The sequence below is a fragment of the Gottfriedia sp. NPDC056225 genome (assembly GCF_042267765.1).
Lineage (GTDB): Bacteria > Bacillota > Bacilli > Bacillales > Bacillaceae_G > Gottfriedia.
Window position 1 is genome coordinate 437,751 of the sequence record NZ_JBHJTJ010000001.1, and the last position, 15,844, is coordinate 453,594.

At 35.5% G+C, this 15,844-nt stretch carries 13 protein-coding genes and 4 tRNA genes; 1 reads left to right on the top strand and 16 read right to left on the bottom strand.

The genetic code is table 11. The features are described from left to right. Positions 1-203: 203 nt before the first annotated feature. The gene (locus ACFCYN_RS01990; protein WP_375947184.1) at positions 204-1,697 is read left to right on the top strand and encodes a DNA/RNA non-specific endonuclease; all 1,494 of its coding nucleotides are present in this window, start codon (positions 204-206) and stop codon (positions 1,695-1,697) included. Positions 1,698-1,852: 155 nt separating this feature from the next. Here the strand turns inward: ACFCYN_RS01990 and ACFCYN_RS01995 are convergent, their stop codons facing one another. The 16 genes from ACFCYN_RS01995 to dnaB all read right to left on the bottom strand — a co-directional run bounded on the left by ACFCYN_RS01995 (position 1,853) and on the right by dnaB (position 15,835). Next, positions 1,853-3,178 (bottom strand): 6-phospho-alpha-glucosidase, encoded by a 1,326-nt coding sequence (locus ACFCYN_RS01995; protein ID WP_375947186.1) that lies wholly within the window; start codon positions 3,176-3,178, stop codon positions 1,853-1,855. Positions 3,179-3,230: 52 nt separating this feature from the next. Beyond that, the gene (locus ACFCYN_RS02000; protein WP_375947187.1) at positions 3,231-4,832 is read right to left on the bottom strand and encodes a PTS transporter subunit EIIC; all 1,602 of its coding nucleotides are present in this window, start codon (positions 4,830-4,832) and stop codon (positions 3,231-3,233) included. A gap of 123 nt (positions 4,833-4,955) precedes the next feature. Next, positions 4,956-5,729 (bottom strand): MurR/RpiR family transcriptional regulator, encoded by a 774-nt coding sequence (locus ACFCYN_RS02005; RefSeq protein WP_375947189.1) that lies wholly within the window; start codon positions 5,727-5,729, stop codon positions 4,956-4,958. A gap of 134 nt (positions 5,730-5,863) precedes the next feature. Continuing rightward, positions 5,864-6,343, bottom strand: a complete 480-nt coding sequence (gene rlmH, locus ACFCYN_RS02010; protein ID WP_172446548.1) for a 23S rRNA (pseudouridine(1915)-N(3))-methyltransferase RlmH — start codon at positions 6,341-6,343, stop codon at positions 5,864-5,866. A 59-nt stretch (positions 6,344-6,402) separates the two neighbouring features. Further along, positions 6,403-6,594: a CxxH/CxxC protein gene (locus ACFCYN_RS02015; RefSeq protein ID WP_216853949.1), complete on the bottom strand. Its 192-nt coding sequence runs from the start codon at positions 6,592-6,594 to the stop codon at positions 6,403-6,405. Between the two features lie 68 nt (positions 6,595-6,662). Next, the gene (locus ACFCYN_RS02020) at positions 6,663-7,457 is read right to left on the bottom strand and encodes an MBL fold metallo-hydrolase (RefSeq protein ID WP_172446549.1); all 795 of its coding nucleotides are present in this window, start codon (positions 7,455-7,457) and stop codon (positions 6,663-6,665) included. Further along, positions 7,457-8,257, bottom strand: a complete 801-nt coding sequence (locus ACFCYN_RS02025) for a two-component system regulatory protein YycI (protein ID WP_172446550.1) — start codon at positions 8,255-8,257, stop codon at positions 7,457-7,459. Before ACFCYN_RS02025 ends, ACFCYN_RS02020 begins: the two co-directional genes overlap by 1 nt. After that, on the bottom strand, positions 8,244-9,596 hold the full coding sequence (locus ACFCYN_RS02030; RefSeq protein ID WP_172446551.1) for a YycH family regulatory protein: 1,353 nt from the start codon (positions 9,594-9,596) through the stop codon (positions 8,244-8,246). Before ACFCYN_RS02030 ends, ACFCYN_RS02025 begins: the two co-directional genes overlap by 14 nt. Further along, positions 9,593-11,428: a cell wall metabolism sensor histidine kinase WalK gene (gene walK / locus ACFCYN_RS02035; RefSeq protein WP_172446552.1), complete on the bottom strand. Its 1,836-nt coding sequence runs from the start codon at positions 11,426-11,428 to the stop codon at positions 9,593-9,595. The genes ACFCYN_RS02030 and walK overlap by 4 nt, the downstream gene beginning before the upstream one ends. Beyond that, the gene (yycF, locus tag ACFCYN_RS02040; RefSeq protein WP_172446553.1) at positions 11,428-12,132 is read right to left on the bottom strand and encodes a response regulator YycF; all 705 of its coding nucleotides are present in this window, start codon (positions 12,130-12,132) and stop codon (positions 11,428-11,430) included. The genes walK and yycF overlap by 1 nt, the downstream gene beginning before the upstream one ends. Before the next feature lie 348 nt (positions 12,133-12,480). After that, positions 12,481-12,553 (bottom strand) — tRNA-Phe (locus ACFCYN_RS02045). Between the two features lie 6 nt (positions 12,554-12,559). After that, positions 12,560-12,635: transfer RNA gene (locus ACFCYN_RS02050), tRNA-Asp, on the bottom strand. Positions 12,636-12,656: 21 nt separating this feature from the next. Beyond that, positions 12,657-12,728: transfer RNA gene (locus tag ACFCYN_RS02055), tRNA-Glu, on the bottom strand. Between the two features lie 17 nt (positions 12,729-12,745). Further along, a tRNA-Lys gene (locus ACFCYN_RS02060) sits at positions 12,746-12,818 on the bottom strand. Positions 12,819-12,964: 146 nt separating this feature from the next. Further along, complete coding sequence (locus tag ACFCYN_RS02065; RefSeq protein ID WP_172446554.1) at positions 12,965-14,254, bottom strand: adenylosuccinate synthase; 1,290 nt, start codon at positions 14,252-14,254, stop codon at positions 12,965-12,967. A 219-nt stretch (positions 14,255-14,473) separates the two neighbouring features. Next, positions 14,474-15,835 (bottom strand): replicative DNA helicase, encoded by a 1,362-nt coding sequence (gene dnaB, locus ACFCYN_RS02070; protein ID WP_098119074.1) that lies wholly within the window; start codon positions 15,833-15,835, stop codon positions 14,474-14,476. Between the last annotated feature and the right edge of the window lie 9 nt (positions 15,836-15,844).

Genomic DNA, 15,844 nt, shown 5'->3' on the forward strand with positions numbered 1-15,844 from the left:
AATTATTTAATCTCTCTACAATCCGTGACCATGCAACTACAAGATTCCTCAACTAGATTTTATCTTGAGACCTCCAGACTAACATATTTTTCACATAATCTTTAGCCATACACAATCACGTTTAAATGCCTTATTTTTGTCTATATTAAATTATTTTTCGCTCGATTTCATAATATAAAAATTAAGTAGGAGGATGTTGTTAATTGTTACATAGCAGATCGGCACAAAATACAGTTTTATCTAAAAGAGTTATGAAAAACTTCAAAAGAAAGACTACCATACTGGTATGTTCTAGTTTAGTCTTTTTTGGTGGTGCTTTTGGGAACTTATTTAATAAACCTGCACAGGCAGCTGTTGGAACTCACGTTGTCATCAGTGAAGTTTACGGTGGTGGCGGTAATAGTGGTTCTTCTTATAAAAATGATTATATTGAACTTTACAATCCAACAGATTCAAGCGTTAGTTTGTCTGGATGGTCCATTCAATATGCCTCCTCTACTGGTACATTCAGCAGCATTACAAATTTAACTGGTACCATAAGTTCGCATCAATATTATTTAATTAAAGAAGCAAGTGGCGGTGGCGGTACTGTTGACTTACCAACATCTGATGTTACAGGTACAATTAACTTAAGTGCAAGCAGCGGAAAAGTTGCATTAGCAAATGTTACTACCTCAGTATCAGGTTCAACGAGTTCAAATGTTGTGGATTTTGTTGGCTTTGGTTCTGCAAATGATTCAGAAACTTCGCCTACTGGTACTCTTTCTGCCACAACAAGTACAGAACGTAAAGATAATAATGGCGGAACTACACAAGGCAATGGTAATGGTTGGGACACAAACAATAATGCAAATGACTTTGTCATTACGAGCAGTTTGCTTCCACAAAATTCATCTTCTGCTGCTGAACCTACTTCACAAGGACAAACACAAACTGGCACAGATAATGACCATTTAGGATTAGGAAACCCTAGTGGTGCTACAAGCAATACGTCTAATTCAAATAATTATCTAATGGTTAAACCACAATACGATTTATCCTACAATAATAGTAAACACGAACCAAACTGGGTTAGCTGGCATATAGGTTCTTCAGATCTTGGAAGTGCCGCTCGTCAGGACGATTTCCGTGCTGATACAACATTACCTTTAGGATGGTACCAGGTTACTACTAGTGAATTTTCAGGTAGCGGATTTGACAGAGGCCATATGTGTCCCTCTGCTGATCGCACTTCTACAGTTGCCAACAACTCAGCAACTTTTTTAATGAGCAATATGATTCCTCAAGCTCCAAACAACAATGAAGTTACTTGGGCAAATTTAGAAGATTATAGTCGTTCACTTGTATCAGCTGGAAACGAATTATATGTAATATCTGGTGGTTACGGGTCAGGCGGGACTGGATCTAATGGATATAAAACGACTGTAGGTAATGGTGTTGTCGTACCAGCACAAACTTGGAAGGTAATCGTTGTATTACCTAATGGGAGTAATGATATAAGCCGAGTAACATCATCTACAAGAATAATAGCTGTATTATTACCAAATGATCAAACAGCTTCAAGCCACCCTTGGAGTTACTATAGGGTAAGTGTTGATTCAATAGAGTCACTGACTGGTTATGACTTTCTATCTTCAGTTCCTGCTAGCGTTCAAAATGCTATCGAATCTAAGGTTGATAATGGTGCTACAAATTAAATCAAGAAAACTATTTTCAACTCTGATGGAAAAGAAGGATATCCTAACAATTAAATAAATAAAAAGGGAATGTGTTCCAAACAACTTATGGTAACACATTCCCTTTACTATTTTAAAATGTAACTTTTTAAAAATTCTTAAGTCATCTCATTATATTAGTTTAACTCAGGCCAGTACTCTTTATTGGCTTCGATTAGTTCATCTAAAATTTCCTTCGCTACCTTTGCACTTGGTACAGTCTTTGACAGGATTAATGCCTGCCAAAGTTTTTGGTAACTGCCTTCGATGTAAGCTTGAACAACTAATTTTTCAACGGTAACCTGTTGATACATTAATGCTCTTTGGAATTCAGGGATCTTACCTTGACTTAATGGTTCTGGCCCGTCTGTTCCAACAATACATGGAACTTCTACCATTGCATCATCATCAAAGTTAGCGATTGTTCCGTTGTTTTCCACAATCAATAGCATTCTTTCATGTGTATTAAAAGCAATTGCTCGAGCAAGATCAACAACAAAGGTTGCGTGTGCTCCCATTTCAAATTCGCAGTTCTCAGAAGTTTCATTTGCGATGATGGTTCTTGCCATTGAAAAGACTTCCTTTTCTCTACCAGCAATAACTTCATTTGCTCTTGTGTACTCTGGATTAGAAGTTTCTACCACATAATCAGGAAAGAAGTAATATTTTAAATACGTATTTGGTAAGAAACTTGGATCAATCGCTAAAAGGTCTTTCGCCTTTTTGTGCGTTTCTTGCCAGCTTGCATCTGTATGTTGGGTATCAACTTCTTTTTGTGTTAGATAACCATTTTCTGCAACATAGTCACGAATTTGAGGAAGATATTCATTACCCTCTTTGTCTTTTATGCTTGTCCACCAGCCAAAGTGGTTTAATCCAAAATAACGCACTTCTAAATCTTGTGGTTCTTTTCCAATGATATGTGACATTCGGCGTAGTGTCCCTACTGGCATATCACAAATGTTTAATACTTTAGAGTTCGGACGAAGTACACGACATGCCTCCGCTACAATTGCTGCAGGATTTGAATAGTTTAACATCCAAGCTTCCGGTGAGTATTTTTCCATAAGATCAATCATTTCAATCATCGGACCAATACTTCTCATTCCATATGCGATCCCTCCAGGTCCGCATGTTTCTTGGCCAACAACATTATACTTTAATGAAATTTTTTCATCTTTTTCGCGCATTTCATATTTGCCGACACGAATATGGGCAAAACAGAAGTCTATATCAGTAAAAGCTTCCTCTGGTTCTGTTGTAAAGCAATACTCAATGTCTGGTGCTTTCTCTTTTAGGACAATTTCGATTGCCTCTCCTAATACCGCTTGTCTTTTTGCATCATTATCATATAATTTTAATTTTCTAAGTGGGAAACGGTCAAGGTTATCCAATAACATCATTACAATCCCTGGTGTGTATGTGCTTCCTCCACCTGCAATAACGACTGAAAATTTCTTCATGTTCTCCATTCCCTTCTAATCTGTAGATTCTCTTTAATATTTATTTTATTTCTTATTCGTTTGCACTTAATCCTAAATATTCATCGACCGCTTTACGAATATTATTTACCTGTAAGCCATAGACAACTTGAACATTTTTATCGCTAATAATAACTCCGTTTGCGCCTGTTTCTCTCTTCAATATCTCTTCGTTTACCTTTTCTGGATGATCCAGTGTTAATCGAAGTCTTGTGTAACAGTTAGTTACAGTAGTAATGTTACTAGCACCGCCTAATGCATTAACGATCACCGAGGCAATTCCGTCATTCCCCTGCGCAGCAGCAGTTTCTGCTTTTCCTTGGCTTTGCTTTTCTTTGTAATCTTTCTTCGTATATAATTTCGTCTCTACGCCTTCATCTTCTCTTCCGATTGTCTTAAAGTTAAATTTTGTAATTAGGAAGCGGAAGACAACATAGTAAATGACAAAAAAGATTAGTCCGATTAAAATGTACGTTGGCCAGTGAGTTTTTCCGACTCCAAGCGGAACGTTGAACAATAGAAAGTCAATCATACCATTTGGTCCAATCGCTCTAACGTCAAATAAGTGGAATGTCACCATAGCCAGACCGCTTAATACAGCATGTACAACGAACAATAATGGCGCGACGAACATGAATGAAAATTCAATCGGTTCTGTAACTCCTGCAATAAAGGATGTAATAGCTGCAGGGATTAAAATCGCTCTTGCCTTTGCTTTGTTCTCTGGTTTTGCAGTATGGTACATCGCTAAACATGCACCGATTAAACCGAACATTTTTGAAATCCCGCGTGCATCCCAAACAACGCTTGGAGAAAGCTCTTTCACTTGTGGATCAATAATTTCCGCATAGTAAATATTTCTTGCCCCTTCTAGTACTTTTCCACCAACTTCTTCGGCACCACCTAACGATGTATATAAAAATGGCGTATAAACTAAATGGTGAAGTCCTGTTGGAATTAATAAACGTTCCAGCGCTCCATATAAAAAGATTCCGAAGCTTCCGCTATGTTGAATAAATGTTCCGAGACCGTTAATTCCAGATTGGAAAACTGGCCAAATATACGTAAGAGCAATAGATAAAAGTACAACGACTGGAATTAGTACGATGAAAACGAATCGTGACCCACCGTAGATTTGAAACGCACCTTTAAACTCTTTATCAACAAACTTGTTATGTACGATAGCGGTTACAATTCCGAGTATAAGGCCAAGAAACACACCCATATCAAGAATTTGCACACCTAATACTGTGGTTTGTCCCGTTCCCTGCAAGGTATCTCCTTCATAAAGAATACCGCTGAGTTGCATAAACTTATTCATCGCATTTACAAATACTAAATAACCTAATAAAGCTGTAAATCCAGCAATTGCTTTTTCTTTATTAGCCAAGCCAATTGCAATCCCCACACAAAAAATCAACCCTAAATTGGCGAGAATCGAAACCAATGATCCAGTTAAAATTGTCCCGAATCCGGTAGTAATCGGATTATTTAAAAATGGGAAAACTTCCATTAACTTTGGATTAGTAAATAAATTACCGAAAGCAATTAAGATCCCCTCAATCGGCAAAATAAGAATTGGAATGAACATCGCTTTTGAAAAACGCTGCATAGCCTCCATGATCTTCATTTTCATTTTGCCTATCCCCTCCTGTGTATGTACTTGTTTTTGATTACAGGTTTAGAATACAATGTAAGCCCTTTTATAGTCGATAGAATCAACAATATAAAAAACGTGTTTCACATATTGAAACACGTTTCACTCATTCAGGTCTTTTTTTGTAATAATTGTTTCAACATACTGCTTAATAATAAACTCGAACATCAGCATGAGACTTGGAAAAAAGCTATTTGGTAGAACGTTTCGGTCGTCCAGCTTATTATGATCAATGATTTTAAAATTCAAATCAGAAAGTCTTGCAATCCGGTTTTCTATTTCTTTCGTGAATGACACCGTAAAAATGTTGTTCTCTTTTGCAGCTTGTAATTTATCAATGATTAGTTGTGTTTCGCCAGATTTTGAGATAACGACTAAAGCGCCGATATCTTCCATATTATTTTCAAACACTCCAATAGAATCCATCCCACTTGCAAATATTGTTTTTCTTCCCAATACCAATAATTTTTTATACAAGTATTCAGCAGCAATAGCAGAAAAACCGGTAGCATAAATAAAAATATAACTTTGTCTCAAGTTTAGTACATTCTGTATAAATTCTTGAACATCTTCCATCGAATTATAGTCTAAAAAATCTTTTTCACTAATCTCTAAGAAATCTCCAACTACTTCACTTTGTGATACTGCTGCTTTTTTCACAAGTGGCAGCAGTTGATAATACAGTTCTACAAAACCTGAATACCCTAATTTTTTTGACAGGCGAATTACCGTCGCAGGAGAAGTAAAATTTTCCTTCGCAATCTTACGAACTCCCATTTGCAAAACTGTATCGATGTTAGTAATGATATATTGCACAACTTGGATTTCTATTTCTGTCAGGTTCTTTCCTTGAACTATCTTACTAATGTCAACCATCGTTTCATCTCTCACTTTATCATCGGAGCAATTCTGGATAAAACCACAATCATTTCCCCTAGTATTGGGTCGCACTGCAAATAACCGTTATGCGTTTCATTTATCGAATTCCAATTAACCCTAACAATAGACAATTACTTATGATATGGCTCGTTCCTATTAATTCGAAAAGCTCGATAAATCTGCTCCACTAAGATCAATTTCATCAATTGATGTGGAAAAGTCATTTTTGAAAACGACAATGTATCATCTGCTCTTTTCATCACCGCATCACTTAAACCTAATGATCCGCCTATTACAAACGCAACTTTACTGTTTCCATATGTAGCGAGTTGATCTATTTTCTTGGCAAGTGATTCAGACGTGTGCTCCTTCCCCTTTATGGCAAGTGCAATCACATATGAATCATCTGCTATTTTACTTAAAATCCTCTCGCCCTCTTTTTCCTTTACGATTAGCATGTCCGCTTCACTTAAATTCTCTGGTGCTTTTTCATCTGCGACTTCAATTATTTCTATTTTGGCATAACTTGATAATCGCTTGATGTATTCATCTATACCCATCTTTAAATATTTTTCTTTTAGCTTTCCTACACTGATAATTGAGATATTCACACTATATCCTCACTTTACGAACAAGTTATACACAAAAGTTATCCACATACCCACAATTTCTATCCACATTTAGTGGGGGAATCTATGTTCGATACAATATATATGGCACCGTTTTGACAATATTCACAGGTTGTGGATATATTATGCGTTTTTTCGACTTTATTCAACAATGGTGTTTCACTATACTTATCCACAAAATCGTCAAGAGCCCATTCTACATGCTCATCACAGCTTAAAATTATTTTTTCCACTTATTCACAGCTCCTTTTTTAGCAAAAAAAAGAGGAGAAAGCAAAATCTCCCCTTTGTACGTTTATTATTATACATACACTATATCTGTTGGCTTTTGAGGATCTGTATCGTGTAGCTCAAATTGCATTCCGACGTCAAATCCTTTTCCCTCAAGCGTTTGTGTAACAGACATTTTGGCAAGCTCTTTCATATTATTATCTTGGCTTAAATGGGCAAGATAAATACGTTTAGTTTTATCCCCAATTACATCTGCCATTGCAAGTGCAGCATCTTCATTTGATACGTGACCAACATCACTCAATATGCGACGTTTTATACTCCACGGATATTTACCCATGCGTAACATCTCTACATCATGGTTACTTTCAAAAATGTACATATCTGCGTTTGAAATGATTCCCTTCATTCGATCACTTACATAGCCTGTATCTGTGATTGTAACAAATTTTTTCCCATTATGATGAAATACGTAAAACATTGGTTCAGCAGCATCATGTGATACACCAAATGATTCAACTTCTATATCCCCAAACTGAATCGTCGTTTCCATGTTAAAAATGAACTTTTGCTCTGTTGGAATTTCTCCGATTAAATGGTTCATTGCTTTCCAAGTTTTTTCATTTGCGTAGATAGGAACTTGATATCTTCTGGCAAGAACTCCAAGGCCTTTGATATGATCACTATGCTCATGTGTGACTAGAATTCCTGAAACTTCTTTTATGTCCCTGTTGATTTCTTTAAATAAAGACTCCATCGCTTTTCCGCTTAGCCCTGTATCAACTAAAAGCTTAGTTTTCTCCGTCCCAACGTATAACGCATTTCCGGTACTTCCGCTGGCAAGTACACTAAAATGCAAACTCATCAATACTCACTCCATTGTTTTTTATCCATCTTTATTATCTGTCCCTCGATTGCATTTACAAAGTAATCCTGATGTTCGTTCACAACGATATGCCATGCTGGCGCTATGAATTTTACTCCCGTTGATAATGGGATTACTGTATAATAACCAAAATCAATTTTTGTAATGCGATCACTTGGTTTTAACTCATCTTTAACATATAAATTTTCAATTGCTTTAATTGCTGGTAAAGCCTCTTGTATATTTTTTTTATCGACCATTTCTTTTAAGTTTTCTAAATACTTTTGTTTATATCCGTAAATCTCATTTTTATCGTTATAATTTAATATAACTACTGAGCTTGAGATATTATAAATAAGCCGATCTTTATAGGTTTGACAGAAATAAATGGTTTTAGTGTTTTGATCTGTTTGACAATAATGATAGCTATTTCCATTCCAAACATACTCTTTTACAAAATTCTCCAAGAAGAGAGTCCGATTACTCTCTGCAATTGGAACTGGTTTTTTTAACTGACTTTGTAATACATCTTTGTAAATTTGTATATCTTGTCCTTTTCGATCCGCCATTACTTTTTTCGAAAAGTCCTTACTATTGCCGGAAATATAGGATTCCTTCAAAGTATTTTTTGGTAATGTCACATATGTGATATCATTTTCCTTCAACTGCTCCTCAATACTTGACTCCGCCATCGTATCAAACTGATCACTACTTCTCTTTTGGTAAAATTGAATCGCTAAAAAGATATCTAAAACTAAAAAAGTTAAAATAAATATTGTTTTGATTCTACTCCAATCCAACAATATTCACCCCAGTTCTGCTCAGCATATCTTGATCGATCTTCTTATATGAATCACCGTAATTAATGATCCAAACAGGCTTCAATTGAATCGCTCTGTTATAGTAAGGCTGATTTATTGATGTTTTAAAATCATCAAATACCGTCTCATACCCTAGACTAATATCTTTAATGAGGGATTTATTGATCGACTTGTTATTTGCAATTACTTCCATAATCTGAGAACCAGACAATAACTCTATTTCACTTTCTTTTTTATCCGCTTGGATTCTAAACTTGTACAACGGACGCTTAAACGTTTCAATATCATCTACGCCCCAACTCGTCGTAAGTGTTGCATTATTATAGACCGGTAAATTATTTACAAAAAGTCTAAAAGAAACTTCATTATTTTCTGGTCTGACTCTTGCCAAAATATATCCGTCGGTCCATCCACCATGAGCGTTGATAAAATCAACACTTCTTTGAACTAATAAATTAGGACTTTGGTTATTATTATTCTCAGTCGCTGTCGGGTTAACGAATGCAATCGAACGATTTAAAGGTGAAACTGTCATCAATCTAGTACCGTCTGTGTATGTGTCTCCTGAATCAGAGTTTTCTTTTCGAACATTTGATGGATCACTAAAAATAGCATCTTTTAATTTATCTACATCAATATCTGTTGTTAGGAACTCCATTGTTGTTAATTTAATTGGTTTTTTCGGTAAATAAATCATTTTACCTGATTCTAGCTTGTACTTTACGCTATCAGTAAAGCTATGGTAACTATCTCTTAACTTTTCAACAGATGAAATAATTGAAGAATTATCAAAAGTAGCCTCATATAGGATGTTTTGTGCCTCATTCGAAAAATATACTCTAGCTGAAGTATCTGGTTTAGTAGATAAAGTGATTATAATTCGGTCAAATAGAACGTTTTGTAATCTCTTCGCGTCTAATTTAAGAACTTTGCTTAAAGTCTCAATTGGTACCACAGTTGGAAAGATAATTTCTATTTTATTTTTTCCTTTTGTAATCGACTCGAAAGAAAGTGAAGACGTTTTATTTGTTAAGTTTTCGAAATTTTTAATTTCAGCTTTCTGCAATGCCCTATAAATTGGTGAGATATTATCTTGTCTAGTTGTTACATAATTTTTATTTGTTTCATGAACAACTAATAAATTAGGGATTACGATGTCTTTGAAGTCCCTTTTCGCACCTATAGAAACCTTTTGCACATAGTCTTGATTTTCAATAACATCGTATGTTGGTTGATATGACCATAAGCTATATGAAAGAACTAAGCTTACTAAAACAAGAGTAGTTAATATAACTGATTTTATATGTTCTCTTCTCATTCCCACTCATCCTCTTGATCATCAGCCACAGGAAGTGTGAAATAGACAGTAGTGCCCTTTCCTTCTTCACTCTTAGCCCAAATATGACCATCGTGCGCGTAAATCATTTCTTTTGCTAATGCAAGGCCTAGGCCAGTTCCTCCAACTTGTCTTGATCTAGCCTTATCTACTCGATAGAAACGATCAAATATCTTTGAGAGATTTTCTTTTGGAATTCCCATACCTTCATCGGTAATACTAACTAGAATTTGATCTCTGGACTCCTTAATACGGTAAGTTACAGAGCCACCCTCCGGTGAGTATTTTAATGCATTAGAAATGATATTATCTAACACTTGTGTAATTTTATCTTCATCTATAAATACAAATCTTGTTTTATTAATAAATTCGCGTTTGAATGATACTTCTTGAGACTTACTCATTTCAAATCGATCAATTATACGATTAAACATTTCTGTGAAATTAACCCAATCCTTCATTAAACGATACTCAGTACTATCAAGCTTGGATAGTTGTAATAGATCGTTTACTAGCCTAATCATTCGTTCTGTTTCATCTTGAGTTACTTGTAAAAACTTAGGTGCAATTTCTTTATTCTCCCAAGCCCCGTCTGATAAAGCTTCCAGATAGCTTCTCATCGTCGTTAACGGTGTTCTTAATTCATGTGAAACGTTAGCAACAAATTCTCTACGTTCCTGCTCTATTTTTTCCTGCTCAGTCACATCATAGAGAACAGCAATTAGACCGTTAATTTTACCAGACTCCTTTTGAATGATTGAAAAACTAGCACGTAAAATCATAGGTCTTTTATTATCACTATAATCCAACATAATTGAATCTGGTTCATCGTATAAATCATCTAAAGCATTAATCTTTTCGATTCCTAATACTTCTAATATTGATTTGTTTAATACCGTTTCACGTGAAACATTTAGCATCGTTTCAGCTGGATCGTTTAAAAGAATAATCTTACCTCTACGGTCAGTAGCAATTACTCCGTCAGTCATATGTTCCAAAACAGATTGGAGTTTTCTTCTTTCTCCATCTGTAGACGCTCTGGCTTGTTGTAAATTGCGTGAGAGATTATTAAATGATATTGTTAACTCCCCAATCTCATCTTCACTATAGGCTTTTAGTTTACGAGAGAAATTCCCCTTTGCCATTTCCTGCGCCTGTCTTCTTATTTCAGAAATCGGCTTTGTAATAGCTTTAGCTAATAATATACCTAGAATGGATGTGATTGCGACTGCTATAAGTGTTCCAGTTGAAAAGATACGGTTAATTAATTCCATTCTTTCATATGTGCTTTCCATGGATGCACTCGTATAAATGGCCGATACAATTTCGTCACCTTCCATTACTGGTGTGACAATGATTTTCATTCGATGACCATTTTTAGGATCAATTAATACCTTTTCAGTTCTAGTACCAACTAACAGTGCTCTTTTAATTAAAATATCAGTTGTTCTTCTACCAACTATGGATCGATTACTTGAATCAGAAGTAGCGATCACTTCACTATTTTGGTTAATAACTTTTACGTCTGATATTCCAATATTCTTTCCAAAGTCAGAAACGATTTTTTGGATATTAGCTTTTACCTCAGGATCATCTAACGTTTTCTTTTTTTCATACTCAATTTTAATATTGTAGGCCAATAGCTTAGCTCGTTCATTTATCGCCACAGTAAAACTATTTACCAGTTGTTTTTCAAGTTCTCTTGAAAAATAAACACTGATGATTTGCATAGCGACCAATATTAGTAAGATGTAAACAAGTACAAATTTAAAAACAATTGATTTAAATAAACCAACTTTATTGTAAGCTGCCATTAATCTTGCTCCGGATCACGCAGGTAATAACCTACTCCTCGTCTTGTTACAATAAATAGTGGATAACTTGGATTGTCCTCAATTTTTTCACGAAGTCGACGAATTGTAACGTCAACAGTTCGAACATCTCCGAAATAGTCATAGCCCCACACCGTTTGTAGTAAGTGTTCTCTCGTCATAACCTGTCCGATATGTTTTGCTAAATAATAAAGTAATTCGAACTCACGGTGGGTTAACTCGATCTTCTCACCACGTTTTGTTACGATATAAGCGTTTGGATTAATGACAAGTGAACCAATAACTACTTCAACTGATTCTTCTTTTTCAGATGTAGTTCCAGTTTGGTGCCTTCTTAAATTGGCCTTTACTCTAGCAAGTAGTTCGCGTGTACTAAATGGCTTCGTAACGTAGTCATCTGCTCCCATTTCTAAACCTAGTACTTTATCTAATTCAGAATCTTTTGCTGTAATCATAATGATTGGCATTTCGTGATTCTTTCTAATCTCTCTACACACTTCTAAACCGTCTCTAATTGGTAGCATGATATCTAATAAAACTAGATCAGGAAGGAATTCATCTACTTTTTGTAATGCTTCCTCTCCATCATACGCGCAAACAATTTCAAAACCTTCTTTTTCTAGATTAAACTTTAGTATATCAGCAATTGGTTTTTCATCATCGACTATTAATATTTTCTTATTCATTCCCCGCACTCCTTTTCTAGTCAGTTTTTGCCGCCATCAATTCTATACATATCTTTTGCAATTTACTATTAAATTAGGCAACAAATAAACTATTCATAGTAATTTCGTTTTGTGGATTTCTCTCTAAATATAATAAGACTACTGTTATTCTATATCCATCTCTACACTAGATTTTTTTGAAAAAAACCTCTAGCTTGTTGCTAGAGGTCTATTCCACTTATTTCTATTTTAAATTAAGTATGTTTTTTTGTAAAATCGAACTGTTTTTAACTAACCTAAAATTTTTCATTTTTATAAAAAACTAAAGATAAAATAAAAAACTACTGTATATACAGTAGTTTTTTATGATGGCTCGGGACGGAATCGAACCGCCGACACGAGGATTTTCAGTCCTCTGCTCTACCGACTGAGCTACCGAGCCATTATATGGCGGTCCCGACCGGGATCGAACCGGCGATCTCCTGCGTGACAGGCAGGCATGTTAACCGCTACACCACGGGACCAATATTTGTTTTATAAAAGGATGACCCGTACGGGACTCGAACCCGTGTTACCGCCGTGAAAGGGCGGTGTCTTAACCGCTTGACCAACGGGCCACATTAATTTGAAAAGATGAGCCATGAAGGATTCGAACCTTCGACCCTCTGATTAAAAGTCAGATGCTCTACCAACTGAGCTAATGGCTCAAAATTATATATAAACTTCATAAACTAAGTACTAGTCATGACGACAAGATTTATCTTATCATACTTTCTAATAAATTTGCAATAGTTTTTTTAAAATAAAATAATAAAAGCCCTTAAAAGTTTTATTTAAGGGCTTTTTTATTATATTAAGCTCCGTAAACGTTACGTACGATATTAGTTTGATTACGATCTGGACCTACAGAGAATACAGATAACGGAATACCTACTAATTGTGAAACACGTTCTACATAATGTCTCGCATTTACTGGTAGTTCATTAAGTGTTTTTACTCCTGTAATATCTTCTGTCCAACCTGGAAGTTCTTCATAAACTGGTTCACATTCTGCAAGCTGTTTTAAGCTAGCTGGGAACTCAGTGATTGTTTCTCCACGGAATTTGTATGCTACACAAATTTTCACAGTCTCTAGACCTGTTAATACGTCAATAGAGTTAAGTGATAAATCAGTAATACCGCTAACTCGACGAGCATGACGAACTACTACGCTATCAAACCAACCAACACGTCTTGGTCTTCCAGTAGTTGTACCGTATTCACGACCTACTTCTCGAATTGTATTTCCGATTTCATCGAAAAGCTCAGTTGGGAAAGCACCTTCACCAACACGAGTAGTATAAGCTTTACATACACCAACAACATGATTAATTTTTGTTGGGCCAACACCAGAACCAATTGTTACTCCACCTGCAACTGGGTTAGAAGAAGTAACGAATGGGTATGTACCTTGGTCGATGTCTAACATTACACCTTGTGCACCTTCAAATAATACACGTTTGCCACCATCAATCGCATCATTTAATACAACAGAAGTATCACAAACGTATTTTTTAATTTGTTGTCCGAACTCATAATAATCTTCAAAAATATCTTCAATATTTAGTGAATTAGAATCATACATTTTTTCAAATAAGTTATTTTTCTCTTCAAGATTACGCTTTAATTTATCGTAAAACTCTTCTTTATCTAAAAGGTCTGCCATACGGATTCCTACACGAGCAGCTTTGTCCATGTAAGCTGGTCCAATACCTTTTTTAGTTGTACCAATTTTATTATCACCTTTACGCTCTTCTTCTAGCTCATCTTGTTTTAAATGATAAGGCAAGATAACGTGAGCACGGTTACTAATACGTAAGTTATCAGTTGAAACACCTTTATCATGTAAGTATGCTAGCTCTTGAACTAAAGCTTTAGGATCTACAACCATACCATTTCCAATTACACAGATTTTATCTGAGAAGAAAATACCTGATGGAATTAAATGAAGTTTGTACTTTTCACCATTAAAAACGATTGTATGACCTGCATTGTTACCACCTTGATACCTAGCAACTACTTCTGCTTGTTGTGATAAAAAGTCAGTAATTTTTCCTTTTCCTTCGTCTCCCCATTGAGAACCAACTACTACTACTGATGACAATGTACTGCACCTCCGATTAAAAATACGCTATTTCCGAACTAAAACCAAAACTAGTATATCAAACTTACGGAATTTGTCAATAAATCTCTTGAATTATTTCTTTTCTAAGTTTTATTTGTTCGTAATTACTAACAAAAGAATTTGATAAAAATAGTTTACCCTAACAAAAAAAAATAATCACATAGATTCACTATGTGATTATTTTTTAGATGGTTTCCGCTAAGCACCAGGTGCATGCTCATCTTCAAACCTTCGTTCTAGATTTACGAACTTGTTATATTCTTTTACGAATGCTAATGAAACAGTTCCTACTGGACCATTCCTTTGTTTAGCAATAATGATTTCAATAATATTTTTATTCTCTGATTCCTTATCATAGTAATCGTCACGGTATAAGAATGCAACAATATCAGCATCTTGCTCAATACTTCCCGATTCACGAATATCAGACATCATCGGACGTTTATCCTGTCTCGATTCTACGCTACGTGACAGCTGAGATAAGGCTATTAATGGCACCTTTAGTTCCCTCGCCAGTCCTTTAAGTGATCGCGAAATTTCGGATACTTCTTGTTGACGATTTTCACCACTTTTTCCGTTACCTTGAATTAGCTGTAAATAATCAATTAAGATCATACCTAAACCATGCTCTTGTTTTAATCTTCTACACTTAGCTCGTATGTCATTTACTCTTATACCAGGTGTATCATCAATATAGATACCTGTTCCTGCAAGGCTACTAGCAGCCATTGTGAGCTTATTCCAGTCCTCTTGTTCGAGATTACCTGTACGCAATGCCTGTGCGTTAATATTCCCTTCTGCGCAAAGCATACGCATAACAAGTTGATCTGACCCCATCTCAAGACTAAAGATAGCTACGTTTTCATCTGTTTTTGTTGCTACGTTTTGTGCAATATTCAACGCAAAGGCTGTTTTACCTACTGAAGGTCGGGCTGCTACTATGATTAAATCGTTTGGCTGAAATCCTGCTGTCATACGATCTAGATCAGTAAATCCTGTTGGCACACCTGTGGTTTCACCACGTTGATTAAACAATGTCTCAATTTTACTAAATGTAGTAAATACTACATCTTTAATACTTTGAAAGCCTGAAACGCTTGTGCGCTGTGATACTTGTAAAATACTTTTTTCAGCTTCATTTAAAACGACATCTACTGGGACATCTGGCGCATAGCTTTCCGTCACAATATTTGTAGCCGTTCTAATTAATTTTCTTAAAGTAGATTTTTCTTCAACGCTCTTTGCATAATATTCAACGTTAGATGCCGTTGGTACTGAAGCCAACAAATCATTTAAGTATGATACTCCTCCTACTTCTTCTAGCACTCCTTGATTAGCCAGTTCAGAAGTTAGTGTAATAACATCTAGAGGCTCATTTCTTGAAGCAATCTTAAGCATCGCTTCAAATAGTCTTTGATGGGCAGCCCGATAAAAGTCATCTGGTAAAAGCCGTTCTGAAGTTGAGATCAAAGCCTCTGAGTCTAACAATATGGCCCCTAATACTGCCTGTTCAGCTTCTATATTCTGTGGTGGAGTACGATCATTTAGCAAATCACTCATTTATAGTCC